The 25,225-nt window shown below is 60.7% G+C and carries 25 protein-coding genes and 1 tRNA gene; 13 read left to right on the top strand and 13 right to left on the bottom strand.

Going from position 1 to position 25,225, the window contains the following annotated elements:
* Nucleotides 1-15 precede the first annotated feature (15 nt).
* Complete coding sequence (locus tag LOY54_RS11255) at nucleotides 16-225, bottom strand: hypothetical protein (protein ID WP_258610423.1); 210 nt, start codon at nucleotides 223-225, stop codon at nucleotides 16-18.
* 123 nt (nucleotides 226-348) lie between these two features.
* On the opposite strand from LOY54_RS11255, the gene LOY54_RS11250 reads away from it, so the two are divergent.
* Both LOY54_RS11250 and LOY54_RS11245 read left to right on the top strand, forming a co-directional pair.
* Nucleotides 349-591 carry a hypothetical protein gene (locus tag LOY54_RS11250; RefSeq protein WP_093383979.1) on the top strand — a complete coding sequence of 81 codons (243 nt, stop codon included), beginning with the start codon at nucleotides 349-351 and terminating at the stop codon, nucleotides 589-591.
* Between the two features lie 73 nt (nucleotides 592-664).
* Nucleotides 665-1,330, top strand: coding sequence for an SOS response-associated peptidase family protein (locus LOY54_RS11245; protein WP_258610422.1), 666 nt, complete (start codon nucleotides 665-667; stop codon nucleotides 1,328-1,330).
* Here LOY54_RS11245 and LOY54_RS11240 read toward each other — a convergent pair.
* Both LOY54_RS11240 and LOY54_RS11235 read right to left on the bottom strand, forming a co-directional pair.
* Nucleotides 1,294-1,626, bottom strand: a complete 333-nt coding sequence (locus LOY54_RS11240) for a hypothetical protein (RefSeq protein WP_258610421.1) — start codon at nucleotides 1,624-1,626, stop codon at nucleotides 1,294-1,296. The two genes, LOY54_RS11245 and LOY54_RS11240, sit on opposite strands and share 37 nt — an antisense overlap.
* 127 nt (nucleotides 1,627-1,753) lie before the next feature.
* Nucleotides 1,754-2,041: a hypothetical protein gene (locus LOY54_RS11235; RefSeq protein ID WP_093383989.1), complete on the bottom strand. Its 288-nt coding sequence runs from the start codon at nucleotides 2,039-2,041 to the stop codon at nucleotides 1,754-1,756.
* A gap of 155 nt (nucleotides 2,042-2,196) precedes the next feature.
* Between LOY54_RS11235 and LOY54_RS11230 the strand changes: the two genes are divergently transcribed.
* The gene (locus tag LOY54_RS11230) at nucleotides 2,197-2,667 is read left to right on the top strand and encodes a hemerythrin domain-containing protein (protein ID WP_258610420.1); all 471 of its coding nucleotides are present in this window, start codon (nucleotides 2,197-2,199) and stop codon (nucleotides 2,665-2,667) included.
* A gap of 37 nt (nucleotides 2,668-2,704) precedes the next feature.
* On the opposite strand, the gene LOY54_RS11225 is transcribed toward LOY54_RS11230, so the two are convergent.
* The 6 genes from LOY54_RS11225 to LOY54_RS11200 all read right to left on the bottom strand — a co-directional run bounded on the left by LOY54_RS11225 (nucleotide 2,705) and on the right by LOY54_RS11200 (nucleotide 7,139).
* Nucleotides 2,705-4,291 carry a sensor domain-containing diguanylate cyclase gene (locus tag LOY54_RS11225; protein ID WP_258610419.1) on the bottom strand — a complete coding sequence of 529 codons (1,587 nt, stop codon included), beginning with the start codon at nucleotides 4,289-4,291 and terminating at the stop codon, nucleotides 2,705-2,707.
* Nucleotides 4,292-4,473: 182 nt separating this feature from the next.
* Nucleotides 4,474-4,830: an I78 family peptidase inhibitor gene (locus tag LOY54_RS11220; protein ID WP_093383999.1), complete on the bottom strand. Its 357-nt coding sequence runs from the start codon at nucleotides 4,828-4,830 to the stop codon at nucleotides 4,474-4,476.
* Between the two features lie 62 nt (nucleotides 4,831-4,892).
* Entirely contained in the window at nucleotides 4,893-5,336 is a 444-nt protein-coding gene (locus tag LOY54_RS11215) for a GNAT family N-acetyltransferase (protein WP_258610418.1), read from the bottom strand.
* 28 nt (nucleotides 5,337-5,364) lie between these two features.
* Complete coding sequence (locus LOY54_RS11210; RefSeq protein ID WP_195883782.1) at nucleotides 5,365-5,559, bottom strand: hypothetical protein; 195 nt, start codon at nucleotides 5,557-5,559, stop codon at nucleotides 5,365-5,367.
* A gap of 193 nt (nucleotides 5,560-5,752) precedes the next feature.
* Nucleotides 5,753-6,181: a hypothetical protein gene (locus tag LOY54_RS11205; protein ID WP_258610417.1), complete on the bottom strand. Its 429-nt coding sequence runs from the start codon at nucleotides 6,179-6,181 to the stop codon at nucleotides 5,753-5,755.
* A 106-nt stretch (nucleotides 6,182-6,287) separates the two neighbouring features.
* Nucleotides 6,288-7,139: a phage tail protein gene (locus LOY54_RS11200; RefSeq protein ID WP_052676511.1), complete on the bottom strand. Its 852-nt coding sequence runs from the start codon at nucleotides 7,137-7,139 to the stop codon at nucleotides 6,288-6,290.
* Between the two features lie 321 nt (nucleotides 7,140-7,460).
* Between LOY54_RS11200 and LOY54_RS11195 the strand changes: the two genes are divergently transcribed.
* On the top strand, nucleotides 7,461-8,966 hold the full coding sequence (locus tag LOY54_RS11195) for an MFS transporter (protein ID WP_258610416.1): 1,506 nt from the start codon (nucleotides 7,461-7,463) through the stop codon (nucleotides 8,964-8,966).
* On the opposite strand, the gene LOY54_RS11190 is transcribed toward LOY54_RS11195, so the two are convergent.
* Complete coding sequence (locus tag LOY54_RS11190; protein WP_258610415.1) at nucleotides 8,963-9,598, bottom strand: TetR/AcrR family transcriptional regulator; 636 nt, start codon at nucleotides 9,596-9,598, stop codon at nucleotides 8,963-8,965. The genes LOY54_RS11195 and LOY54_RS11190 overlap by 4 nt on opposite strands.
* Nucleotides 9,599-10,042: 444 nt before the next feature.
* Between LOY54_RS11190 and LOY54_RS11185 the strand changes: the two genes are divergently transcribed.
* From LOY54_RS11185 to LOY54_RS11175, 3 genes are all read left to right on the top strand, one after another.
* Nucleotides 10,043-10,753 carry a molecular chaperone gene (locus LOY54_RS11185; protein WP_258610414.1) on the top strand — a complete coding sequence of 237 codons (711 nt, stop codon included), beginning with the start codon at nucleotides 10,043-10,045 and terminating at the stop codon, nucleotides 10,751-10,753.
* Complete coding sequence (locus LOY54_RS11180; RefSeq protein ID WP_258610413.1) at nucleotides 10,750-11,772, top strand: M23 family metallopeptidase; 1,023 nt, start codon at nucleotides 10,750-10,752, stop codon at nucleotides 11,770-11,772. The genes LOY54_RS11185 and LOY54_RS11180 overlap by 4 nt, the downstream gene beginning before the upstream one ends.
* A gap of 133 nt (nucleotides 11,773-11,905) precedes the next feature.
* The gene (locus LOY54_RS11175) at nucleotides 11,906-14,755 is read left to right on the top strand and encodes an HD domain-containing phosphohydrolase (protein WP_258610412.1); all 2,850 of its coding nucleotides are present in this window, start codon (nucleotides 11,906-11,908) and stop codon (nucleotides 14,753-14,755) included.
* A gap of 50 nt (nucleotides 14,756-14,805) precedes the next feature.
* Here LOY54_RS11175 and LOY54_RS11170 read toward each other — a convergent pair whose 3' ends face one another.
* On the bottom strand, nucleotides 14,806-15,369 hold the full coding sequence (locus tag LOY54_RS11170) for a recombinase family protein (protein WP_258610411.1): 564 nt from the start codon (nucleotides 15,367-15,369) through the stop codon (nucleotides 14,806-14,808).
* A 289-nt stretch (nucleotides 15,370-15,658) separates the two neighbouring features.
* Here LOY54_RS11170 and LOY54_RS11165 point away from each other — a divergent pair, with 289 nt between their 5' ends.
* The 3 genes from LOY54_RS11165 to LOY54_RS11155 all read left to right on the top strand — a co-directional run bounded on the left by LOY54_RS11165 (nucleotide 15,659) and on the right by LOY54_RS11155 (nucleotide 18,338).
* Nucleotides 15,659-16,726: a fatty acid desaturase gene (locus tag LOY54_RS11165; RefSeq protein WP_258610410.1), complete on the top strand. Its 1,068-nt coding sequence runs from the start codon at nucleotides 15,659-15,661 to the stop codon at nucleotides 16,724-16,726.
* A 74-nt stretch (nucleotides 16,727-16,800) separates the two neighbouring features.
* Nucleotides 16,801-17,946: a serine hydrolase domain-containing protein gene (locus LOY54_RS11160; protein ID WP_093384033.1), complete on the top strand. Its 1,146-nt coding sequence runs from the start codon at nucleotides 16,801-16,803 to the stop codon at nucleotides 17,944-17,946.
* Nucleotides 17,947-17,996: 50 nt separating this feature from the next.
* Complete coding sequence (locus LOY54_RS11155) at nucleotides 17,997-18,338, top strand: hypothetical protein (RefSeq protein ID WP_258610409.1); 342 nt, start codon at nucleotides 17,997-17,999, stop codon at nucleotides 18,336-18,338.
* A gap of 332 nt (nucleotides 18,339-18,670) precedes the next feature.
* Here the strand turns inward: LOY54_RS11155 and LOY54_RS11150 are convergent.
* Nucleotides 18,671-18,744, bottom strand: a tRNA-Cys gene (locus LOY54_RS11150).
* Nucleotides 18,745-19,053: 309 nt separating this feature from the next.
* Between LOY54_RS11150 and alkB the strand changes: the two genes are divergently transcribed.
* Both alkB and LOY54_RS11140 read left to right on the top strand, forming a co-directional pair.
* On the top strand, nucleotides 19,054-19,710 hold the full coding sequence (gene alkB / locus LOY54_RS11145; RefSeq protein ID WP_258597476.1) for a DNA oxidative demethylase AlkB: 657 nt from the start codon (nucleotides 19,054-19,056) through the stop codon (nucleotides 19,708-19,710).
* Between the two features lie 105 nt (nucleotides 19,711-19,815).
* Nucleotides 19,816-21,093, top strand: coding sequence for a bifunctional O-acetylhomoserine aminocarboxypropyltransferase/cysteine synthase (locus tag LOY54_RS11140; RefSeq protein ID WP_258610408.1), 1,278 nt, complete (start codon nucleotides 19,816-19,818; stop codon nucleotides 21,091-21,093).
* Nucleotides 21,094-21,146: 53 nt separating this feature from the next.
* Here the strand turns inward: LOY54_RS11140 and LOY54_RS11135 are convergent, their stop codons facing one another.
* Complete coding sequence (locus LOY54_RS11135) at nucleotides 21,147-22,997, bottom strand: polyurethanase (RefSeq protein ID WP_258610407.1); 1,851 nt, start codon at nucleotides 22,995-22,997, stop codon at nucleotides 21,147-21,149.
* A 252-nt stretch (nucleotides 22,998-23,249) separates the two neighbouring features.
* Between LOY54_RS11135 and LOY54_RS11130 the strand changes: the two genes are divergently transcribed.
* Complete coding sequence (locus LOY54_RS11130; RefSeq protein WP_258610406.1) at nucleotides 23,250-25,190, top strand: DNA topoisomerase III; 1,941 nt, start codon at nucleotides 23,250-23,252, stop codon at nucleotides 25,188-25,190.
* Nucleotides 25,191-25,225: the final 35 nt, after the last annotated feature.

Genomic DNA, 25,225 nt, shown 5'->3' with positions numbered 1-25,225 from the left:
CGGCTGCGCTGGTGCCTAGAGGTCGTCAAGGGTGTCGACGCCCTCGTCCCAGAATCCTTCGTCATCGCCTGCACAATCGCGGGCATCCTCGTCATCGTCATCGTCATCCTGCGGATCGAACAGCGGATTGACCTCGTCCTGCGGCTCGTACTCGTCCTCGGCAAACTCATGGTCAAGCAGGTGATCATGTTCGGGCTCGTGAATGTCCAGATCGTCGTCGTTCATCTCGGGGTCCTGTAGCATCGGGAACGTGGGGGCGCCTGTATAAGCCGAGCTCACCACGGCGTCAATATCAGCCCGTGCTGACAACCCGTGCTGAAAAGGGAAGCGTATTGCCAAGGAGCGACAGTGAAGTACCTGCTGATAGTCATCGCCAGCTATGGCGCAACATTCTTCGTGGTCGGCTCGGTCATCGAGGCCCGGCTGCATGACCTGGCCGAAAACCTGCGCTACCGCGAACGGGCCCCTACCAAGGCGCAGTACCTGCGCGAGGTGCGCGCCAGCGTGCAACGTTCGAAATTTGAGGCCAGTGCCTGGCTGGGCACCTTGCTGGCCCTGCTGCTGTCGCTGGCGGCCTGGTGGTTGAGCTGAGCGTCGGCGCCGCAAGCGTGCCCGGCGATTGCGTCTATCCTCCAGCGATAGACCCCTCACGGAGCAACGCGCCATGTGCGGCAGGCTTTCTCAATACCGTGGCATTCACGACTTCGTCGACGCCCTGAGCATGCCAGGCGCCCTGGTCAACAACGTCGGCGATCAGGCACTGGGTCACTACAATGTGGCGCCGAGCACCCGCGTGGCGCTGTTGCACCTGCAGGCCGGTACCCTCCAGGCCGACTTGTTGCCCTGGGGCTGGCGCCCGCACTGGGCCAGGGACCGCGCAGCGCCGATCAATGCGCGCGTGGAGAAAGTCGCCCACGGCGCGTTCTTTCGCGCCATCTGGCCACAGCGGGCCATCGTGCCGATCGACAACTGGTTCGAATGGGTTGACCAAGGCGCAGCGAAAAAACAGCCTTACTTGATTCGCCGCAGCGATGGCCGCCCTGCCCTGTGCGCGGCCATCGGCCAGTTCAGTGGCGAGCATGCGGGGTTCGTGATCCTCACCGCAGACAGTGAAGGTGGCCTGCTCGACGTGCATGACCGCCGGCCGATCGTGCTGGCGCCGGCTGTCGCCCGGCAATGGCTGGACCCGGCCACCGCAGGCGAGCACGCCGAGCAGATGGCCTTGAACCTGGGCGAGCCGGCGGCGCGGTTCGAGTGGTACCCGGTCAGCGCGGCGGTCGGCAATGTGCGCAATCAGGGCGCCGAGTTGATCGATCGCAACCCGGTGTAAGCATTCATGGAAGGCAGTTCGTGAAGCTCGATGACTTCGGCGGCAATCGCCCGACAGCGTTTTACCCCCCAGACCATGGCCCGGGTCAGCGTAACTTCATCGAGACGGTCGTGATACTCCTCGACGACCGGTAAGCCGGCACTGGTATAAACCCCGAGAAACAACTGCGTACAACCACTGCGCGAAAGCCGCGCCTTGACATCAAGGGTAATTCCGGACTCCAGCGATTCTTCATGCTCCTGGCTGTGCAGTTGGCAGTCTGCCCAAGCCCAGTAGTGCGCGCCTCTGTACCTCATTATTATTTTCCTTGGTGAGTCGGCAGCACACGAAAGATATATAAAAAAAGTATGAAACAGAAGAACTCAATTGGCTGTTAAACAGGGTGCAATAGCGCCAGTGGCTATAAAGTATCCGGCGCAAGCTTCACGTCAGCGAGACATACCAGGCGCCAAACGCAAGCAGCCCTACCGCCTGCAAAATCAACAGCGTACCGGCTCCTGCAGGCTTGCCGGCGAGATACCAGTAAGTGCCGACCAGCGCCAGGCACAGGCCGTTGGTGACGCCCAGGGTAAACACTGCCAGCGCACTACTAAGGCCGGGGAACTGGCCGCCGGGGTTGGCCAGCAAGAACACGAAAATAGCGCCGCCAATTAGCGCGACAACAATCGCCGCCCCGGCAAAAAAGCGCTGTGGCAAGAAAGGGTCGTCCATGATCAGTCCGTGGTTGAGATAAGCCGAGCATCATACCCGTTGGCGAAACAGCGGTTAATGAGCAGTTGGGCAATCCGGTTGAATCCCTGGCGCCAGGCCGAGTCACTACTAACGCAAGGCCCCTTTTCAACCATCCGCTTTGCCGAGGATCCACCATGAATGCCATCGACCTGCTTAAAGCTGACCACAAGACTGTCAAGGCCCTTTTAACGCAACTGAGTGAGTCCACCGAGCGCGGGATTAAAAAACGTTCGCAACTGCTGGCCAAACTGGAGATGGAAGTGGCCGTGCATACCCGGCTTGAAGAGGAGATCCTCTACCCTGCCTACAAGAAAGCCGGGGCCAAGGAACAGGTGATCATGTACCACGAGGCCAAGGAAGAACACCGCACCGTCGACTCGTTGGTGCTGCCCGACCTGAAAGTCACCGACCCGGGTACGCCCGAGTTTTCCGGGCGGGTGAAAGTGCTCAAGGAATTGCTCGAGCACCACATCGAGGAAGAAGAAACCGAGATGTTCCCGCAAGCCAAGAAGCTGCTTGGCAAGGACGTGCTCGAGGCCATGGGCGAGCAGATGGAAATGATGAAAGCCCAATACCGCAAGGATATGGCCAAGCAGGCGGCGTGAGGTTTATGTTGGTGGGTTAGTCACCAGGCTGCAGTGATCAGTCGTGGGCTAACGGTGCTGGCCGCTCACTCAAACCATCGATCAGGCACCAGCCATTGCGGCCTTTATCCTTGGCCTGGTATAGCGCCGAGTCGGCGGCGCCCATCAGGGTGTCGGCAGCTACCGGTTCCTTGACCGGGTAACCCAGGGCAATCCCGGCACTTGCCGTGACCCGCCCCGCCGGGCTTTGCACATGCTCGATCGCCAGCGAGCGGATGGCCTCGAGAATGTCTTCGACAATCCTGCTGGCCCCGGCAGCATCGGTGTTGGGCAGCAGCAGGGTGAACTCCTCGCCGCCGTAGCGCACGGCCAGATCACCCGGTCGCTTGAGGCTGCTTTGTATTGCCGCGCCCACCGCACGCAGGCAATCGTCACCGGCAGGATGGCCATAGTTGTCGTTGAAGCGCTTGAAGTAATCCAGGTCCATCATTACCAACGCCAACGGGTAGCGTTGGCGCTTGGCGCGGCGAATTTCTTCTGCCAGGGCCGTATCAAGGCGGCGTCGATTACCCAGCCCCGTGAGGCTGTCGCTCAAGGCCAGGTCGCGGACTGTTTGATGCGCACGGCGCAGCGCGGCCTCCATCACCATGCGCTCGCGCAATTGGCGCAGCACCAACGCGCCAAAGCCGCCCAACCCGACCAGCAGCAACAGCAGCACGACGGCGGTCTTGATCAGGTCCTCTCGCCAAGGGTCAATGATCGATGCCCTCGACAGCCCGGCCTCCACCACCAGCGGGTAGGCGTCCAGGGCCTTGTAGGCATACAGGCGTTGAGTGCCATCGACTACGGCCGTGGTTTCGACGACGCCTTCGGGGGCCTGCGGCAGGTAGTCCTGGAAGATCTCGCTATCGGCCAGGCTGCCGCCGATTACCCGCTCGACAAACGGCCGGCGAACCAGGATGGTGCCGTCGCGCTTGGCCAGTACCAAGGCGCCACGGTCATCGATCTTGAACGCGCCATAGAACTCGACGAAGTAATCAACCCTGACAGTCCCCAGCAGCACGCCGAAGAACGAGCCGTCGGGGTTGTTCAGGCGTCTGGAAATAGGAATGATCAGATCACCGGTCGAGCGGCTTTTGACCACCGCACCGATGTAGACGCCGCGGTCGGTATGGGTGCGGTGATAGTCGAAATAATCGCGATCGGCGTTATTGGCATTGGTCGGTGTATCGCTCTTGTCGGTGACGATCCAGCGCCCGTCCGCGCCATACACGAACAACCCGTGCAACTGTGGCATCAACAAGGCTTGCTGCTTGAGCAGCCGGTGCAGCCGCGGGATGTTCATTCGGGTAAAACCGTCACCTTCAAGCCGCTCACCGAGCATCGCGGTAACCACATCGACCTGGCGGATCGCGTCTTCGGCATGCTGGGCGGTGGCGCTGGCAAGGTTGGTGACCGAATCATGGGCGCTGGCGAAAGCGTGCCGGTAGTCGCGCCAGATCCGCCAGCCCTCGATGGCGACGAACAGCAGCACGACCACCAGCATGAAGCTCAGGATCAAACGGAACAGCGGCGCTGAACGCCCTTCACGTGGCGAGAACGACTCGGCGGCTTCTAGCCCGTTCAGGTCATCGGATGGGTGCATAAAGGTCCCTGCTCCATGAAACTCCCACCCCAGTGATAAACCACCTCCAGACCGACTGTTAATGCTTGCCGTTTAACATAGACCACCCAGGCCCGCGCACCTAGCGCCGCTGTGCAAAAAAGCGAATGAACATTCGAGGAAATCGGCCGCTTGCATGACCGTGGTGACCCGGCACTGCGGCACTAGCCGCAGAATGCCCCGTAGATCCGCTGCTGCTCGTTGACTTCAAGGTTCAGGCGGTCGGGAACGTAGCTCAGGTCGCGCCCAGGCGTCGACAACACGCGCACCGAACTCACCCCCGAAAGCACCTTGGCGACCAGCAGTACCTCCTTGCCCACTTCCTGACCAAAGAGGATCTGCAGCGGCTCTGACGAGCACTCCTGAAGGTCGCTGGTATAGGCACTGGAATCGTCGTTGAGGGTATCGGCGAGCTCGACTACAACGACGCGAAACACCAGCCAGCCGACCAGCACCAGGGCGAGCCCGAGGATAAGGGTGGGGAGTGCGTCAAGCACGCTGCGTGCTGCACTGTTGTCCATAAAAGAGCGCCTTGAAAGTCAGCTCAGACCGATCAGGCGAGCGCGAGTTCCCTGAGCGCAATTCAAGCGCGAATGCGCTTGAAATACACCAGTTCCGGATCGTGCTCGTCGAGGTTCTCGATGACACCGCTGGGCACGAAGCCGGCCTTGAGAATGAGCCGGCGCGAAGCCAGGTTGGATTGATTGGTCGAGACAAACAGCTTTGCCGTAGTACAGGCAGCTTCGGCGGCGGCCAGGAGTCGGGAGGCGACACCCTGGCGTTGATGACCTGGCGCCACGACCACCAGGCTGACAAAGCCGTGGTCGAAGAAGTGATAGGTAAGTACGACGTAGCCGATCACCGCGCCCGCGCGCAACGCCACCCAACACTGCTGCTTGTCGACGGACTCTTCAAGGAAGTACTGACGCTCAGGGTGGCTGCTGGCGTAGGCATCGAACGCGAGCATTGCGCGCACATCTTCAAACGTAGCTGGGCGAATCAACGGCGTATCCTGCATTGTGTCCATGGGGCCTCCTGCCTGATGTTTGCGCTGCTCAGCGTTGGCCCAGCAATGCCGCGTTGGCCTGGCGTACCATCGCCACCCACTCCCCCGGGCTGACCCGGCCGGACTGTTCGAGCTGCTGCGCGGCCATCAACGCCCGGTCGTATTCAGCTTCCTGCAACCTGCCTTCCCCCAGGAAGCGGGCTCGCCATTCCACAATCGCCGCCATCCCTTTGTTCGTCTCCATCCCCGCCCCCAAGTGCACTGTAAACAGGTGTGCGACCGGGTCGCCACCTGAGCGGCGGCGAGATTACAGGAGAACAGTAGGTTTGAGAATGCTTCGTAATACCGTTTGTCGTCAAAATGACAGACGCGACGCCTACAGTTGGGCCCCGCCATTCCTCGGGCCGGGCCACTGCCATAGGGTCAATAGCTGGTGATTATTGCTTCGCTGGCGGACAGTCCGCTTGCAGAAAAACCATCGAATATGTGAAATGCCTGTCGAACGTAAAAGGGGCGGTACCCGGCGCTGTCCATTCGGCGTAGTTGCCCGTCATGGTGGTAGCACTGTCCAGGTTACCCATTGCCATGCTCGCGACATTGCCAATGTGAGAGATCGGAATACCGCCGTACCAGCGCACCTGTTTGTCATTCTGGAACCAGCCGCCATTCCAGTTCGGCTGACTGGTGGAGTACCAAGTGTGATCAGATTTGAGACAGACCGTCTGGACCGTCGCAGCAGTCCCACCTGGACTGGTGAACGTCGACACTCGCCAGAGGCCAGCAGGCGAGCTATCCGCGTGTGCCGCGCCAACAGAGCCTGTGGCAAGGCCGAACAACAGTGCAAAACGAGTAAAACTTCCCTTCATGATGTTTCTCCATGGAAATATGCGCTAGCGGGTTGAGCTGCAAACATTTGCGCGTACCTTTACGTCGTCGTGAAACAGCGCCACGGCCTCAAGCCGAGCAATCTATTCAGTATTTGATAAGTGCGAGCATTGCGATGTTGCGTGGGCGCGTGACACCCGAGTAGCCACGGTCCAGCCCCACCCCAGGCAACGGGAAGTTGTTGATCGCATCGGCGCCGCCAATGGTGACGGTTGCGTAGTCGTTGACCTCGTAGGGGTCGACGCCCATTGCCACTTGCGAAGCCGCACCGGTTTTCAGTGAAGTGCAGGCACTCCAGACGCCATTGGCCTTGTTGTACTCGGTGGTGTCGTAGGTCTGCAGGGTGCCCTTCTGGCGCGAGCCGAACACGCGACCGGCGTCCACCCCTCTGCCGCCGTCAAAGCCACGGATGAACTCGCCGCGCAGGTCAGGCAGCGTGAAGGTAGAGGTACCGTCGCCTTCGCCGTAGGTCGTGCCGATTGCGGCAAAGAGCGCCGCATAGGTGCAACGCGATACCGCTGCGCCATCGGCCTTGAGCCAACCGGCAGGAACGGCATTGGCCGCAGAATATTTAACATCACCCGGCGCAGCCCCCGAAGCGATGGAGATCTGCCCCAGGGTTACGGCGTGATGGCTACGGGTTGCGTTGGCGACCTGTTGCGCGCCGCCGTCACAGCTGAGCAATACCCAGCACAACGCGCCGCCGTTGAGCAAAGGACCAATGTGCGAAACCAGCGTGACGTTGCCGCCAGCAACGATCTCGTCACCCTGCAACAGGTGCCCGCCCAGGCCGTAGATCGGTGCTGCCGCCAGCCCGTCAGGGGCATAGGTGGCATCGGCAGGGTTGGTCATGCTGGCGCGAAAATACTGGACCACACCGTTGGTGGTGGGCAACGCGGCAAAAGGAAGAGAATTTGCAGCGGTGTAGATAATTGTCATCTGACATTCCTTGTTAGCTGACATGGAAAATGAATACGCATCGGCCGTGGTTCGCCCCACCCGGGGCACGTTCGGCTGCGTGAAAATACTGTATATCCATACAGCATTATTGACAAGAAAATTTTTCATCATGGGTGCCGAGCCTGGGCACGCTTACGCGGTTCTCACTGTTGTCCCAGGGAGAAAACGACACTCGCGTTACGCCTGGCTGGCGCCTCTACGCTGGCGGAATATTTCCAACAACCCATTGACCGACGGTCAGTCGATTAACTATGGTCTGCTTTCCCCGTTTATTTTCCGACGGCTCTGGAGACCTCAAGCATGCATCGCTACAAGCGCCCCGCCGTGCTCGCCGCCGCTTACCTGGGCACTTTTCTCGCCTCGCTGGACATCAGCATCGTCAACCTCGCCCTGCCCTCGCTGCAAAACGCCCTGGCCACCGATCTTGGCGGCTTGCAATGGGTGGTCAGCATCTACGCCGTCGCGCTCTCTGCGTTCATGCTGTCGGCAGGCCCAGTGGCAGACCGTTACGGCCATAAACGCGCCTGGCTGACGGGTGTTGCACTGTTTACTGCCGGCTCCGCGCTGTGTGCCCTGGCCGAGGCGCTGCCGATGTTGCTGTTCGGGCGGGCAGTCCAAGGTATCGCTGGCGCCTTGCTGATTCCCGGGGCCATGCCGCTGATCACCCATGCCTTCCCCGAGCCCAGGGCCCGCGCCCACGCCATCGGTGGCTGGTCGGCCTTCAGTGCCCTGGCCCTGGTGCTCGGCCCTTTGCTTGGCGGTGTACTGCTGCAACACTTCGGCTGGCAAAGCATCTTCCTGATCAACCTGCCGCTGGGCGGCCTGGCCCTGTTACTCGGCGCCTGGGGCATCAGCGAGCGAGCCCACCCGCAACAGGCCGCACTCGACCCCTGGGGCCAGTTGCTCAGCGTGTGCTGCCTGGGCGCGTTGAGCTACGGCCTGATCCGCGCCGGCGAATCGGGTTTTGCCGCACCGGCACCGAGCATTGCCATAGGCCTGGCGCTGATCGCGCTGCTGGCCTTGATCGCCGTGGAAAAGCGCGTAGCGCGGCCGTTGGTTCCCCTGGACCTGTTTCGTGACCGACGCTTTGCCGTCAGCAACCTGGCGTCATGGGTGCTGGGCTTTTCCAGCTACAGCAGCCTGTTTTTCTTCTCACTGTTCCTGCAACAGGCGCAAGCCCTGAGCGCCACCGAAAGCGGTTTGCGGATGATGCCGACGTTCATCGCCAGCGGTGCGTTGTCGTTAATGTTCGGTCGGTTGCAACGGCATTTCGCCCTGGAACACTTGCTGGCCTGGGGTTACGGGCTGATCGGCATGGCGATGACCGCCATGGCGCTACTCAGCGCCAACACGCCCTATTGGCCATTGTTACTGTGCTTTGTGACCCTCGGCCTGGGCATGGGCCTGGCCGTACCCGCCACCGGCCTGGTAGTGATGAACGCGGTTCCCGCCAGCCGCGCCGGTATTGCTTCGGCAACCATGAACGCCCTGCGCCAGACGGGCATGAGCCTGGGCATCGCCCTGCTTGGCAGCCTGATGAGCTTGCGCGCCAGTGCCGAACTGACGCGTTTGCTGACGGTTGCAGGCGTCGACGATGCGGCGGCCCTGGCGCAACAAGCGGTTGCCGAGCACCCATTGAGCAGCGCCACGCCGTTGTTCGCCCAGGCCTACACCACGGCGATGGCCGCAGGTTTCAACCTGGCAATGCTGGCTGCCGGGCTGTGCAGCCTGGGTTGCGCAATGTTGTTGCACCGGCAATTGCAGGTGCCCAGCACATTGACGGCTAACGACAGCGCACAGGGTTAGGCGTCGTTGATTATACCGAGCATGGCCAGGCAGGCATCGGCGACCGGTTTGGCGAACGCCGTGCAGTCGTCGAGACGCTCGACGATGGCATCGTCGCTGACCCCATGCACCGCGGCATAGATCATCAAGGCGCTGATGCGCGGCTGCGGCAAGACCCACGCGCCAGCGGCGCACCCGCCTTCGAGAATGCCCTGCAACTGGTCGAGAATGTCGTTCCTGGCCTTGTTGCTGCGGTCATGGTGGTGATGGTTGGTGTAGACGATGTCGTGCACCGCGAAGGTTTTCAGGTAAGTGGCGATATTGGCATGCACCCAGGCGCGCAGGCGGCCGGTCCAGTCATCAGCGGCGCACTGCTCCACCGCCTGTTCGAGTTGCTCGAGAAAGGCCTGGGTGTAGCGCTCGCCGAGGGCTACCAGCATGTCCTGCTTGGATGGGAAATAATGATAGAAGGTGCCCTTGGCCACCTGTGCCTGCTCGACGATGTCACTGATGGTCGTAGCTTCCACGCCTTTGGCCAGAAACAAACGTTGCGCCGCCGCCATCAATTCCTCCAGACGTACCTCGGCCGGCTTGGTTCTCGGCTCATTGGCCGCTTTGCTAGGGGGCGCTGTGCGTAGGCGTCGCTGATTCATCAGAGGTTCCGGCAGACAAGAAAGACCCCGTAGTTTATGCGAATGCTGATGGCGCTGGCCAATAGGGCCAAAATGAGAATCGTCTGATTTCGATTCGCAGGTGGCGTAGGTAATTTGAACTTTCCATTCTGGTCAGTACGAATTAGCAATGAACTTACATAATTCGGAATTAACGCCAAGCAAGCAAGCAAGCAAGCAAGCAAGCAAGCAAGCAAGCAAGCAAGCAGCAAGCAGCAAGCAAGCAAGCAAGCAAGCAAGCAAGCAAGCAAGCAATTATAAGTTAGGCGCCGTCTACTTTGCAAGTATTATATCCGTTCTTTCTGGGTGCGCGCTTACTTCGCAACCTGCAACTAGCGACTACTCGCTAGTTACTCAATACCTCACCACACTAAAGTCCGAAAACCCCAATTACCATTGGGCGTTCATCGAGAGGCCAGATCAATAATGGCCTTCACTTCCTCGACACCCTTATCTTTCATTAAAGTCATCCTGCTGTGGCTCGCCGTCGGCAGCAGCGCTGAGGCCATGATAAAAATCGATGGCACACGACTTATTTATACAGGCCAACACCGCGAAGCCACCCTCCGCGTCACTAACGTATCGTCGCAAACCGTCGCACTTCAAGCCTGGGTCAGTTCATCCGAAGAAAACAGCAGCGATGTCCCCTTTGCCTTGGCCCACCCTCTGATCAAATTGAATCCGCAGCAAGTAGACGTACTGCGAATACTCTACAGCGGCGAAGGCTTACCGGAAGATAGAGAATCACTGTTCTGGCTAAACGTCATGGAAATCCCCCTTAAGCCCGACAGGCAAAACAGCGTTCAAATGGCAGTCCGCCAACAGTTGAAGCTGTTTTTTCGACCGCCAGGGTTGCAAGGCACATCCTCCTCATGTATCGCCGGATTGAGCTGGAAAGTAAAGAATGTTGACTCTATCGAAGTCACCAACACCTGCGCCTTTCACCTGTCGCTGGTGGATTTGCGGATAGAAAGCAGCGACCGCAGCACCGCGCTCGACGAATACACCTTATTAAAGCCAGGCGAAACACATCTCCTGCGCAGCACTGTCGCCGCCATCCCTGCCGATGCAAAAATAATTTTCACTGAAATCAATGATATTGGGCTGCGCCACGTGCATGAGGCAAACATCCAATGAGTACGTCCTTCAGTTACTTGCGAACCCTCAAAATGATGCCCTTGAAAACGTTTGCTTTGATAATGCTGCTGGCCGCATCCGCCAGCCCGGCTACCAGTTTTGCCCTCACCTGTGTAGAAGAGGGTACAAACTCTGCTGTCATCAGCGAGTCGCTGGGCACTGCACTGGCTGTTCCCGCAGACGCCCCGGACGGCACGATAATTTGGGAATCGTCGTTATACTCAATAAACGTTAAATGTGCAGATGACTACGATTACGGTGCAGAGACTATCTACTTTCATATGAATCCCGCCAACGTCAGTATCGGCGACGGTATACGGGCCGGCATCAGATACAATAAAACTGCCATAACCTCAAGCAGCGGAAAGGTCAGCACAGGCTTCTCTTCTCATACGGGCTGCAATTGGGTCAACTGCACAGGATGGGACAATGCCAAGTTCACCCTTACCTTCAGCATTTTTATTGAAAAATACGGCGCCACCCCCTCTTCCGGGCAAGCGGGTTCACGGCCGGACTATAGAGTGTTTCAACTGGATGGCACCGGCGGCCAAAACATCAAACCCAACAGCAACCTCAATTATGTCGTCACCGGCATCAACAACATTCGCTTTATTCCCTGCTCACCGGAGCTGACAATAACGCCAAGCACCGTCAATTTCCGCAGAGCGCTCTCTGGCACCGCAACTGTCGGAAACGTCGCTAGTAGCGCTAACTTCAGCCTGGGACTATCACGCGCCTGCGACACACCCTACACAGTAAACGCCCGATTCGCTTCCACTCCAGGCGGAGGGTCCGTCATCAACAATCTGTTGGTGCCGGCGAGCAACAGCTCCGTAGGTATCTCCCTCGCTCGCGTTGATAACAACGAGAAAATCCCGTTCGACACCTGGTTCAAATTGGCAGACCTGACCGGTCGTGAGCTGAGCAAAAATGACTTCAAAGCAGACCTGATCTGGCGCGAGCCTGCTAAACCCGGGGTGTTCGAAGCCTCTGTGATCGTCGACCTGTTCTATAAGTAAGCTAACAGGCCGCTGACGGGGATTGTCAGGCGCCGATCCCAGCCTGTGCGGATTAGCAGCTAAGCTTTTCGCGATTGAGCTTCGAGTTCCTGACTACCCGTCGTTAAGTGCCAAGAGCGCAAGGTCACCCGCCATGAATGAACAGAGGCACAGCTTCTCCCTGCAATGGATGGTGGCGCTGGCCATCATGCTGGGCCTGTTGCTGCTGGGCACAGGGCTCGCCTGGCAGGGTTATCGGGCAATCCAGAAGGCGCTGGTGGCAGCCGCAGGCGATTCCGCCCTGCAGCTTGGCAAGACCATCGACGAACGGGCGCGGCGCCTGCTCGATCCGGCGCAAAGCAGCATCCGGCTGCTGGCGTTCAACCCTGGCGCAGGCACTCTGGCCGAGCGCCTGGAGCAGGTCCCGCAACTGATCGAGAGCCTGAACGCCAACAAGATGCTCAGCGCCGCCTACATCGGCTATTCCAGCGGCGAATTTCTCCTCGTCCGCCGGCTACGCGACCCGCAGCTCATGCAGCACTTCGGCGCACCGGCCGGCAGCCGCTTCCTGGTGCAGAGCATCAGCAAGGGCGACGACGGCGCGCTGCAAGGCGAATGGCGCTTCTACGACCGGCAACTGACCCTGCTGCAAACACAAGCCAAGCCGGACTATCACTACGACCCCCGCCCGCGCCCCTGGTTCGTCGAGGCCTTCAGGCAATCCAGCACCGTGCTGACCCGCCCCTACGTGTTCTTCACCACCCGCGAGGTCGGCATCACCCTGGCCCAGCACAGCGTCGATGGCGCCGCAGTGATCGGCATGGATGTCTCGGTCGATGACCTGGCCAGCGAGAGCCGCGACCTGCGCATGACCGCCGGCACCGAGACGGTGGTTATCGACCAGCAGGGCAACGTGGTGGCGTACCCGGACCTGCAGCGGGTGATCGTGCAAGAAGGTGACGCGGTGCGCCTGTCACACGTTGCCGAGCTGGGGGTGCCCAGCCTCGAGCACCTTTATGCCAGCCCGACCCTGGGCCCTGCGCCGCAACCGTTCCAGGTACAAGGCAAGACCTGGTACGGTATGCGCATACCGCTGACGACCCTGGCCGGGCAAGACCTGCAGGTGCTGATCGCGGTACCTGGCAACGAACTGCTTGCCGACGCGCGCAAGGTGCTCTGGGAACAGGTGCTGTGGACGGCGGTGCTGATGGTCGTGCTGCTGTTCCTGGGGGGCGTGCTTGGCCAGCGCATTGGCCACTCGCTGCGGCTGCTGGCCTCGCAAGTACGGGGCCTGGCCGGTTTTGATTTCAGCCGCGAGGTGGGGGTGCAATCGCGGGTGTCCGAGGTGCGGGAATTGAGTCAGGTGCTGAGCCAGATGTCCGCAACCATCCTCAACTTCCAGGCCATCACCCTCACCCTCAGCCGCGAAACCCAGCTGGAGCGCATGCTCGACGGCGTGCTCAGCCATCTGGTGGACGCCGCCAGGGCAAGCGCTGGCGCGGTGTACCTGTTCGACGCCGAGCATGGCCTGCTGCGCCTGGCTGCCGCTTGCCGAGGCAGCGGTTACCCTGCGCAACTTGCGGTCGACGAAAACCAGCATGAGGATCTGCCAAGCACTGTGACACGCGCCCTGAAGCTGGGCCGACGCAGCCATGCGGTGGTACTCCGGGACCGCAGCCAGGCGCTGCTCGGCATTTTGCTGTTGCAGCTGCAAGATGAGCCGGCGGGCGATGAGGTCGGCCAACCGTTCCGGCGTTTTGTCGAGGAATTGTCCGGCGCGGCCGCCGTGGCCATCGAAACCCGCCAGTTGGTCGAGGCCCAGCAACAGTTGCTGGATGCCATGATCAAGCTGCTGGCCGATGCCATCGACGCCAAGAGTCCTTACACCGGCGGCCATTGCGAACGGGTACCGCAACTGGCGCAAATGCTGCTCGACCAGGTTGCGCTGGCTGACAGCGGCCCCTACGCCGAGTTCAGCATGACCGAGGCCGAGCGCTATGAGTTTCGCGTCGCCGCCTGGCTTCACGATTGCGGCAAGATCACCAGCCCCGAGCATGTGGTCGACAAGGCGACCAAGCTGGAGGCCCTGTACAACCGAATCCACGAGGTACGCATGCGCTTCGAAGTGCTCTGGCGCGATGCCGAGCTTGCCTACTGGCAAGGGCTGGCCAACGGCGAGCCGCAGCAGCGGCTGCAAGCAACCCTGGCGCACTGCCAGGCGCAATTACAGGAAGACTTCGCCTTCGTCGCCAGGGCCAATGCCGGGGGCGAGTTCATGGAAGAAGCCGACATCGAGCGACTGCAGCAAATTGGCCAGCGCCGCTGGTGGCGGCATTTCGACAACCGCCTGGGCATTTCCCGCGAGGAAGATGAACGCTTCAAGGATGTGCCGCCGGCGCAACTGCCGGTGGACGAGCCGCTACTGGCCGACCGTCCCGAGCACCGGGTGCCCTGGGGCGCGCGCAAGCCGCCGGTGCTCAAGGACGACCCGCGCAACCATTGGGGCTTCGACATGCGCCTGCCGGCCAACGCCAGCAACCTGGGCGAGTTGTACAACCTGTCGATCCGGCGTGGCACGCTGAACGAAGAGGAGCGCTTCAAGATCAACGAGCACATCGTGCAGACCATCGTCATGCTCAACGCCCTGCCGTTCCCGCGCCACCTCAAGCGCGTGCCGGTCATCGCCGGCAACCACCACGAGAAAATGGACGGCAGTGGTTATCCGCGTCGGCTGGGCAAGGATCAGTTGGGCATTGCCGAGCGGGTGATGGCGATCGCCGACATCTTCGAAGCGCTCACCGCCGCAGACCGGCCGTACAAGACGCCCAAGACCCTGTCCGAGTCGGTGAAGATCCTGGTGTTCATGGCCCGCGACAAGCACATCGATGGCGACCTGTTGCGGCTGTTCCTCAGCAGCGGGGTCTATCGCCAGTATGCCGAGCGGTTCTTGCAGCCCGAGCAGATCGACAAGGTGGATGTCGAGCACTGGCTGCGGCAGGTATAGCGGCGAACAACGCTGCACGCCAGCGCAGGCCGCCATGCGCTGGACAGTCGCTATGTCGATTTCAAGTACCGATAAAGTGTCTGACGGCTGATATCAAAATCACGCGCCAATTTGGATTTACTTTCTCCTGCACCGGCGCGGTCAATTAAACTTACAACCTGATTGTCAGACAGTTTCTTCTTGCGCCCACTGTAGGATCCACGATTTTTGGCAGCGGCAATACCGGCTGCCTGTTTTTCCCTGGCCACAACGCGTTCAAACTCTGCAAGTGCCTCCATTACCGAAATAATAGGCCGTACAACCTCCATATCGTCATGCCGGAACACCAGGCTTTCGTTCAAAAACTCCAGCGTTACCTGCTTTTCAACCAACTGTCGAATCAGCGTGCACAGCTGCTCGGTACTGGAGCTGAGCGATGCCATGCTGTCCACTACCACAGTATCCCCGCCCTGTATGTAGCGAAACAGCTTTTCAAGGCCTGCACGATTGGCGGCGTTGTCCGTAGGCTCATCGCAAAACACGGCGTCAAATACATCATGGCTGGTTCTTTTCTCTACGCGGCCCTCGGCGTCTTGTAGAGAGAGCCGGAGATATTTGATGCGGTGCAATCTCATGGTGCCTCCTTGGCATTAGCTGTACGCCGTACTCAAAACTTATACAAACTGTAACTAAATCATCAAATCCTTACACAAACACCTGTCACACTTAGCCCACCCAAAATACACAGTTGCAAAGACTTAAACTTACCTTATCATTTTGAAGCTTGAAATGATCCTAACAAGTTTTTGCCACACCGTCGATTTCGCAGTTCTTGAATGAGCCGCATCCATTCACGCGGCGAGTGCGAATGCGCCTGTTTTAGCGTGCACACGCAATTCCCCGACGTAAACAGAGGATACAGGGATGAATGCCTTGGAAAACACCGTCGAAACTGACCAGTCAATTACCGACCAGGAAAAAATTGAAAATGTAACCCGGCGCATTACCGAGCATGGTAATTACCTGCGCAAACGTTATCCGATCTTGCAGTATCAAAGTGCCTTGGGCGCGGGTGTCATGGTATTTTCCCTGGTGGGAATGGTGGTTACCGGCGGGCTTTACCTGAAGGGTTTTATCCCGGCATGGACGTGTATTTTAATCAACGCGCTATTGACGTCGTTCATACACGAAATTGAACATGATCTGATTCATCGCCTTTATTTCAGAAAGCAGCCGCTGGCCCATAACGCCATGATGTTCATGTGCTGGCTGGCCCGGCCAGGAATGCCCAGCCCGTGGCTTAGGCGCAGCCTGCATTTTCATCATCACAAGGAGTCCGGCACGGATTCGGATGTCGAAGCATGGATCACCACCAGTGGCAACCCGTGGGGCGTATTGCGGCTGTTGAAACTGATGGATGGATTTATATTTGGATTTTTAAATGCGATCTTCGCGCCGGGATGGCGGCAAAAGGTAAGGTTGTTAGGCAAAATCATTCGCCTCAATACACCGTTCGGGCTTTTGTACTGGGGCTGCTGGTACGTATTTCTCGGCTATCACCTGTATGGGTGGCTGGGGTCAATCATCGGCGCCGAAGTTCACCGCTCTGCGGCAACCCTGGCACTGATGGATGTCGTTAATAGCGTCGTGGTTATCCTTATCGCGCCGAACCTGATACGGCAGTTTTGCCTGTTCTTTATAAGTTCAAACATGCACTATTATGGCGATGTCGCTCCGCGCAATGCGCTGCAACAAACCCAGGTAATGAACCCGTGGTGGCTGTGGCCGTTTCAGTTGTTCTGTTTCAACTTCGGCAGCACCCACAGCATTCACCATTTCGTGGTAAGAGACCCATTTTATCTTCGCCAGATGACCGCACCGTATGCGCATAAAGTCATGGCCGAGGCGGGTGTGCGCTTCAATGACTTCGGCACTTACAAACGAGCCAACCGTTTTTCCATGAACCACGCTCAAACTCGCTCGCGGGGTTGATGGGTGGCGGCCGACGTTACGCCATCAATGTTTGGGCCCTCGGTAATGGTGTTCAGCTACAAGGAGTGTGAAATATGAAAGCGCAAGGGATATGTGCGAGTCAGTTCGACGCGGTCAGGCAGGCCTTCGAGGACATGTTTGATGATCCGCAGGAGCGCGGGGCCGGGCTCTGCGTGCAGATTGACGGAGAGATGGTCGTCGACCTGTGGGCCGGCGTGGCGGACCAGGAAGGCACCAGGCCCTGGACCCGCGACACGCTGGCCAACACCTTCTGCGTGGTGAAACCCTATGTCGCGGTGGCGGTACTGATGCTGGTTGAACAGGGCAAGCTGGAGCTCGATGCGCCGGTTGCCCGTTACTGGCCTGAGTTCGCCCAGAATGGCAAGGCAAAGGTCACCTTGCGCCAGGTGATGAGCCACACCGCAGGCCTGCCGGCGCTACGCGCCCCCGACCATAACGCCATGATGTATGACTGGGAGCATATGGTCCGGGTTCTGGCCGCCGAGCCGCTTTGGTGGGAAGCGGGAACCGACCTGGGCTACGGCACCACCACCTTTGGCTGGATTCTCGGCGAGTTGATTCGGCGGGTGGACGGACGAGACCCCTGCGACTTTATCCACGCAGAGATTCTGCAGCCCCATGGCCTGGACGTTCACCTTGGCGTCGACGAAAAACACTTTCACCGTATCGCCCGTTTCGACAGCGCCAGGGGGCGGGTCGGTGACCCTTACTCGCAAGGCTTGCGCGCCGTGCTGAAAAACCAGCCAACGCACATCGCGACCTTCGCCTTCACCAACCCCGGCATGGTGCCTAAACGCACCAGCGACCCGCGCTGGTGGGCCTATCGGCAACCGGGTGTGTGCGGGCATGGCACCGCGCACGGCCTGGCCGGTTTCTACAGCGCACTATTGGCAGGCAATTTCATCGGGCGCGAACTGCTCAATGAGTTCAGGCGAGAACACAGTCATGGCATGGATCGGGTCTGGATGCGACCAATGCGTTACGGACTGGGCTGCATGCTTGAGCAGCAACGCGACCCGACGGCCTCCCACGCCATGGGCCCGCAGACTTTTGGCCATATCGGGCTTGGCGGCCCGATAAGTTTCGCCGATCCCGAACGGCAAGTGAGCTTTGGTTTTGTCACCACCACCTCGGGCAGTCATACGATGATCGATCCGCGCCCTAGCCGGCTGTCATCGCTGGTCTATGCGGCGCTTTGATTCAGGGGCTGCCTGGGGGTAGGATGGCCGCCCTGATAAGGAGATCAAGATTGCAGCCATCCGAAAAACAATGCCCCTTCTGCGCCGAAACCATCAAGGCGCAAGCGCGACGCTGCAGGCATTGCCATGCCGACCTGAGCAAGAAAACCTTAGGCGTCTTTGCCAAGACAGGCATTACGGTTGTTGTCCTTAGCATTGTTTTGCTTGGGTTCGGCGCATTTGTCGCAAGCTCACCTCAAAGCAAGGAACAGTCCGAAGCGCAAGCTGCAATTGACCTCTGCCGCGAACGCGAAGCGTCATATACGGGGCCTGCCAATGGGCGCAGCATAATCAGCAGTGCCTGCCAGAAGATCGAGGATGAACTGCGGGGTAAATTCGGGCACGCACCGTAAGCCACTGCATTGCCCTTTAGAAGAGCTGGAGCGAGACGGCATTATCGGCTCGCTTGTGCCATGACACTCCTGGCAGAGGCCGGGGCCGTCAAGCGCTCTTGCGGCGCTGGACACGCCGGTGCACAGCAAAAGCGATGTTCGGCAACATCATGATTGTGAACATGCCCCAAAATCCGACCTTGCCGGCGCCATGTAGGTAGCCACCCAGCGCGATGAAAGCCACTGTAAGCAAGAATTGAAGCGATACGAATTTCTCTAGACCTCTCATCCTGACTCCTTTTCTGCGCGCAAAGAAAAACCCCGCAGACGTTAATCTGCGGGGCTTTCAATAATGGAGGCCGAGGTCGGAATCGAACCGGCGTAGACGGATTTGCAATCCGGAGCATAACCACTTTGCTACTCGGCCTCAAATGCCCGAGACCCTGAAACTGCGATCTCAAACATGTACAACTCTTTAAGGAAACAACTTGCTAAAACTGCTATCTCCTTGAAAACGCTAGGCTTTTTTCGTGCCTCGTTTTCGATGGACGCAATTATGTACTCATTCCCCTGCTCTGGCAACCCCTTGAATTCAAAAAGTTTTATTTTTTTCTTCGAGGGGCTTCGGGCGCCCTGCAGTGCGGGCTTTGCGCGCAAGTAACAGGGTGACAGCACAGGCGCCAAAGCGCGTTACTATACAGGCTCTACACACCATCCGCTGCCCAGATTGCTGCTTATGATGCAAACCGAACTGGACCTGTTCAACCCCGCCAGCCCCGCCGAGCCGCAATGGATCGGCAAGCAGGCCGTGGTGTTGCCCGGCTTTGCCCTGGCCTGGGTCGAGGCGCTGCTGCCTGAGTTGCGCAAGGTCATCGCCTGCGCGCCGTTTCGGCACATGGTCACCCCCGGTGGCCTGAACATGGCGGTAGGTTTGACCAACTGCGGGGCGCTGGGCTGGGTCAGTGATCGCCGCGGTTATCGCTACAGCCCGGTCGACCCACTCAGCCAGCAGCCCTGGCCAGCGCTGCCAGCGGCGTTGAGCGAGCTGGCAGCGCTGGCCGCTGCAGCTGCAGGCTTTGCCAATTTTCAGCCCGATGCCTGCCTGGTCAACTGCTACCAGCCGGGCAACCGCCTGAGCCTGCACCAGGACCGCGATGAGCGCGATTACAGCCAGCCGATTGTTTCGGTGTCGCTGGGTTTGCCGGCGGTGTTCCAGTTCGGCGGCCACAGCCGCAGCGAAGCCACGCAGCGCATCGGCCTGCGCCATGGCGATGTGATGGTCTGGGGCGGCGCAGACCGCCTGCGCTTTCATGGCGTGCTGCCGCTCAAACCGGGCAGTCACCCTGTGCTGGGCAGCCGGCGGATCAACCTGACCTTGCGCAAGGCAGGCTAGGCAGCTCGAAATTGCGTAGCAAGCCCGCGCCTGCAGGCCTTGACCGTCGCTCCCTGGCCGCTCCATGCTCTAGCCCCCTTCCCCCGACTTTCAAGGAACGATTGCATGAAGCTGGAAACCCTGGCCATCCACGCGGGCTTCAGCCCCGACCCGAGCACCAAGGCCGTCGCGGTACCGATCTACCAGACCACCTCTTTTGCCTTCGACGACACCCAGCACGGTGCCGACCTGTTTGACCTGAAAGTCGCCGGCAACATCTATAGCCGGATCATGAACCCCACCAACGACGTGCTTGAACAGCGCATAGCGGCGCTGGAAGGCGGCGTCGGTGCGCTGGCCGTGGCCTCGGGCATGGCCGCGATCACCTACGCGATCCAGACCGTGGCCGAAGCCGGTGACAACATCGTCTCGGTGGCCAAGCTCTACGGCGGCACCTACAACCTGCTGGCCCATACCCTGCCGCGCTTCGGCATCCAGACCCGTTTTGCCGCCCACGACGACATCGCCGCCCTCGAAGCGCTGATCGACAGCCGCACCAAGGCAGTGTTCTGCGAGTCGATCGGCAACCCGGCCGGCAATATCGTCGACCTCCAGGCCCTGGCCGATGCCGCCCACCGCCATGGCGTACCGCTGATCGTCGACAACACCGTGGCCACGCCAATCCTCTGCCGGCCGTTCGAGCACGGCGCCGATATCGTCGTCCACTCGCTGACCAAGTACATCGGCGGCCACGGCACCAGCATCGGTGGCATCGTCATCGACTCGGGCAAGTTCCCCTGGGCCGACAACAAAGAGCGCTTCGCCCTGCTCAACACCCCCGACCCGTCCTACCACGGCGTGACCTACACCGAAGCCTTTGGCCCTGCGGCCTTTATCGGCCGCTGCCGGGTGGTGCCGCTGCGCAACACCGGCGCGGCGCTGTCGCCATTCAACGCTTTCCTCATTCTGCAAGGCCTGGAAACCCTGGCCCTGCGCATGGAGCGGCACACCGAGAACGCGCTTAAGGTCGCCCACTATCTGCAAGGCCATGAGCAGGTCGCCTGGGTGAAGTACGCCGGTCTGCCTGATCACCCTGAACATGGACTGGCCCAACGCTACACTGAAGGCAAGCCGGCTTCGATCCTGTCGTTCGGGATCAAGGGCGGCCAGGAGGCCGGTGCGCGCTTTATCGATGCGCTGCAGCTGGTGGTGCGCCTGGTCAATATCGGCGATGCCAAATCCCTGGCCTGCCACCCGGCCTCCACCACCCATCGCCAGCTCAACGATGAAGAACTCGAACGCGCCGGCGTGCCGCGGGACATGGTGCGCCTGTCGATCGGCATCGAACACAGCGATGACATCATTGCCGACCTGAGCCAGGCGCTGGAGGCCAGCCGCGGCTGATGCCATCCGACGACATCAGCGCGGCCTGATGAGACTAGCGGCGCAGCGGGGACTCAAGCGATCACCACCTGCGCCGCACTCAGGCTATCTGCCGACACCCCGACCAGGGTCACGCTATCGCTACCGAAGCTCAGCACCGCATCACTGCCCACCTGGCTCAGGTGCTGGCGAATGTCCGGTTGCGCCGTGCCACCCTCGACGCCGATGAACACCAGTCGATCATCGGCGTCGAAGCCCTGTACCTGATCCTGGCCGAAGTGGCCGCTGAACAGGAAGGTGTCGCTGCCACCGCCCGATACCAGCACGTCATTGCCGGCGCCACCGACCAACACGTCGTTGCCACGGCCTCCTTGCAGATGGTCGTTGCCGTCCAGGCCAAACAGCCATTGGCCTTGCGCGCCCGCCTTGAGGCTGTCATTACCTGGCGTACCGTTCTGGCTGGCGGCGTAGGCGTGAACCTTGCCGCTGCTCAGCAGCCCCGCCGGGTCGATCTGGTGGCTGACTTGCTTGCTGAAGAACAGCAGGCTCGATTCCTTGCTGACCAGGGTTTCGACCTGCTTGACCAGGCTGATGCCGCCGCTGCTGTCACGCAGGTACAGGGTGCCGTTGCCATCACGGGCGACATCAAATTTGTCCAGCGCCTGGCCGAGCTTCAAGGTGTCGTGGCCGGCGCCGCCGTCGATCAGGTTGTAGCCGCCATCGTCACGGAAAGTGTCGTTGCCGGCGCGCCCTTCCAGGTAATCATTGCCGCGCCCGCCATGAATCAGGTCGCCGGCCTCGGAGCCGATGATAAAGGTGCTGCCCTTGTGCGCTTCGGCGTTGCGGTTCAGGTCCTCAACCCAGGTCGAGCCACGGCGAACGTCGGACAGGTTGCTGACGACAATGGTCGAGTCCTTGGACGTCCATTCATAGAATGCCGAGTCAAGCACCCGCCCCAGGCCGTCGCCGTAGGCGCTCGGCAAGTGCGAGAGCCAGGTGGCGATGTTGCCGATCGAGTACGGCAGCAGGTTCCAGGCATCGGAGGCATAGTGGTCGTTGAAGTTGACGATGTTGTCGGTGCTCGAAGGCTTGGCCGCATCATGCACACCGAAGGTTGCCCAGTCGGCTTTCGAGCCATTGAGCGCGCGGAACACCGGGTCGTTCTCGTAGCCGATGTTCAGCACCTTGCTGCTGTCGCTGGCCTGGGTGGGTGAGGCAAAGGCAACGTAGCGGGCGTCCTGATAGAAGCCGCCCCAGGTGTCGTTGCTAAGCTCGGCCAGGCTGTTGACACCAAGGCCACCGAGGCTGTGGCCACTGACGGTGATGTCGCTGCCGCTCAGGCCGTTGGCCTGGGCGAACCGGGCGACATCATCGAACAGCCGGCCGAAGGCATTGGCGGCGTAGTTCTTGGCAAAGTCAGCCGGGCCAAAGGCCGCCATCAGGTCGTGGATGGCATCGCTGATGGTGTCGCCGATCAGGTTTTCCCGCGGCCCGCTGGTGCCGCGAAAGGCGATGCCCAGGCCGCTTAACTGGCCGGCGGCGTCGTACTTGCCAAGTATCTCGACCTGGGCACTGGTGTAGCCGCGGGTTTCACCATGGAAGGTGCCACGAAAATCCGTAGTGCCCTGGTAACCCAGCTGGCTGGCGCTGATCGGCGTCCAGCCGGCGGCCTTGACCGCAGCCAGGGCCTGGGCTTCGGCGTCGGGGTTCCAGGGGATGCCAGGGATCGCGCCCTGGCTGTCGGTGCCGCCGATCAGGGCCTTGATCAAGGTGGCCGGTAAACCGAGGCCAAAACCGTGCTGCTGGTAGCCAACGGCAAAGCCGTTGTCGATGCCGTGGTAGGCATACAGAGTCAGCGCCATGGCGTCGCTGTAGAGGGCTTTGGAAGCGGCGCTGTCGAGGTGGTGGTAATCGAAAACAGGCATGGCTATACATCCTTGTGCAGGTGGCAGGTAACCCTGGCGACATCGTCCGTTGACACACCCGTGGGCAAACCCAAACGCTGCCACAGGGGCAATTGGCCCGTCCATGGCAACATCGATGGCAAGCTGGCCAAAAGCGCGGGGGATTCTTCGTCAGCATCGGCAACATCAAGCTGTATATCCATACATATAAAACTTGCCACGCCCCTCAATCCTGCGCATCCTATGGCCCTCACCCACCATAGATCGAACGGCATGCGCCTGTTTCTCTGCGAAAAGCCTTCCCAGGCCAAAGACATCGCCAAGGTTCTCGGCGCCAACCGCCGTGGCGACGGCTGCTGGGTCGGCACCGAGGTTACCGTCACCTGGTGCATCGGCCACTTGCTCGAGACCGCTCCACCCGACAGCTACGACGCGCGTTACAAGCGCTGGGTACTGGCCGACCTGCCGATCGTGCCCGAAAAGTGGAAAATGCTGGTCAAGCCCAAGACCGCCAGCCAGTTCAAGGCGGTCAAGCGCCTGCTCGGCGAGGCCCGCGAGCTGGTGATCGCCACCGACGCCGACCGCGAAGGCGAGATGATCGCCCGCGAGCTGGTCGAGCATTGCCGCTACCGCGGGCCGATCAACCGCCTGTGGCTGTCGGCACTGGACGACGCCTCCATCCGCAAGGCCCTGGCGGCGCTCAAGCCCGGTAGCGAAACCTTCAGCCTCTACCATTCGGCCCTGGGCCGCTCGCGGGCCGACTGGCTGATCGGCATGAACATGAGCCGGCTGTTCACCCTGCTCGGTCGCCAGTCCGGCTATCAGGGCGTACTGCCTGTGGGTCGGGTGCAAACGCCGACCTTGCGCCTGGTGGTCGACCGCGACCGCAGCATCGCCGACTTCGTGCCGGTGGCCTACTGGGCCATCGACGTGCACCTGCAAAGCGCCGGCGAGCAATTCACCGCGCAGTGGCGCGCCGCCGAAGATGCCTGTGACGACCAGGGCCGCTGCCTGAACCAGGCCCTGGCCCGGCAGGCGGCCGCCGCCATCGGCGCGGCCAGCAGTGCGCGGGTGGTCAAAGTGGCCACCGAGCGCGTGCGCGAAGCAGCACCGCTGCCCTTCGACCTGGGTACCTTGCAGGAGCTGTGCTCGAAAAAGTTCGGCCTCGGCGCCCAGGAAACCCTCGACATCGCCCAGGCCCTGTACGAAACCCACAAGCTGATCACCTACCCGCGCAGCGACTGCGGCTACCTGCCGTTAAGCCAGCACAGCGAGGCGCCGGCCATTCTCGCCGCCTTGCAGCGCGCCGACGCGAGCCTTGCGCCGCTGCAGCCGCACCTGCAGGCCCAGCGCCGTTCACGGGCCTGGAACGATGCCAAGGTCAGTGCCCACCACGGCATCATCCCCACCGCCGCCGCCAGCGACCCGTCGCGCCTGCCGGGCAAACACAAGGCGGTCTATACCCTGATCCGCGCCCGCTACCTGGCGCAGTTTTTGCCCAACCACGAATACGACCGTACCCAGGCCGAGTTCGATTGCGCAGGCCAGGCGTTGCGCGCGGTGGGCAAGCAGATTGTCGAGCCGGGCTGGCGCCGCGCCCTGCCCGAGGCCCTGACCCCGGCCAAAGGCCGTGAGGCGCCGGTGGCCCAGGTACTGCCGCTACTGCGCGAAGGCCAGGACTGCACGGTGGCCGCGGTCACCCTCAAGGACCTCTGGACCCAGCCGCCCAAGCCGTTCACCGAGGGCGACCTGATCAAGGCCATGAAGAACGTCGCCAAGCTGGTAGACGACCCGCGCCTCAAGCAAAAGCTCAAGGACACCACCGGCATCGGCACCGAGGCCACCCGTGCCGGAATCATCCAGGGCCTGCTCGATCGCGGTTACCTGGTCAAGAACGGCAAGGCCCTGAGCGCCACCCCGGCAGCCTTCAGCCTGATCGATGCGGTGCCGCGGGCAATTGCCGACCCAGGCACCACGGCGATCTGGGAGCAGGCGCTGGACATGGTGCAAAGCGGCGAAATGAGCCTTGAAGAGTTCGTCGCCAAGCAATCAGCGTGGATGAGCAAGCAGGTGGAGCGTTGTGCCGGCCTGCGCCTGACCATCAGCGGCCCGGCGACCCCGGCCGGGCGCGGTGGCACGCCGTGGAAGAAAAAGCGCAAGAGCAGCGCTGCGGCAGGCAAGCGAACGCGCAAGCCGAAGGCAAAAGCGCAGTGAGATTGCTGGCCTTGCCGGCGAAGAGGCCCTCACGG

The sequence above is a fragment of the Pseudomonas sp. B21-032 genome (assembly GCF_024748965.1).
Lineage (GTDB): Bacteria > Pseudomonadota > Gammaproteobacteria > Pseudomonadales > Pseudomonadaceae > Aquipseudomonas.
This window is presented reverse-complemented; position numbering and strand designations above follow the sequence as displayed.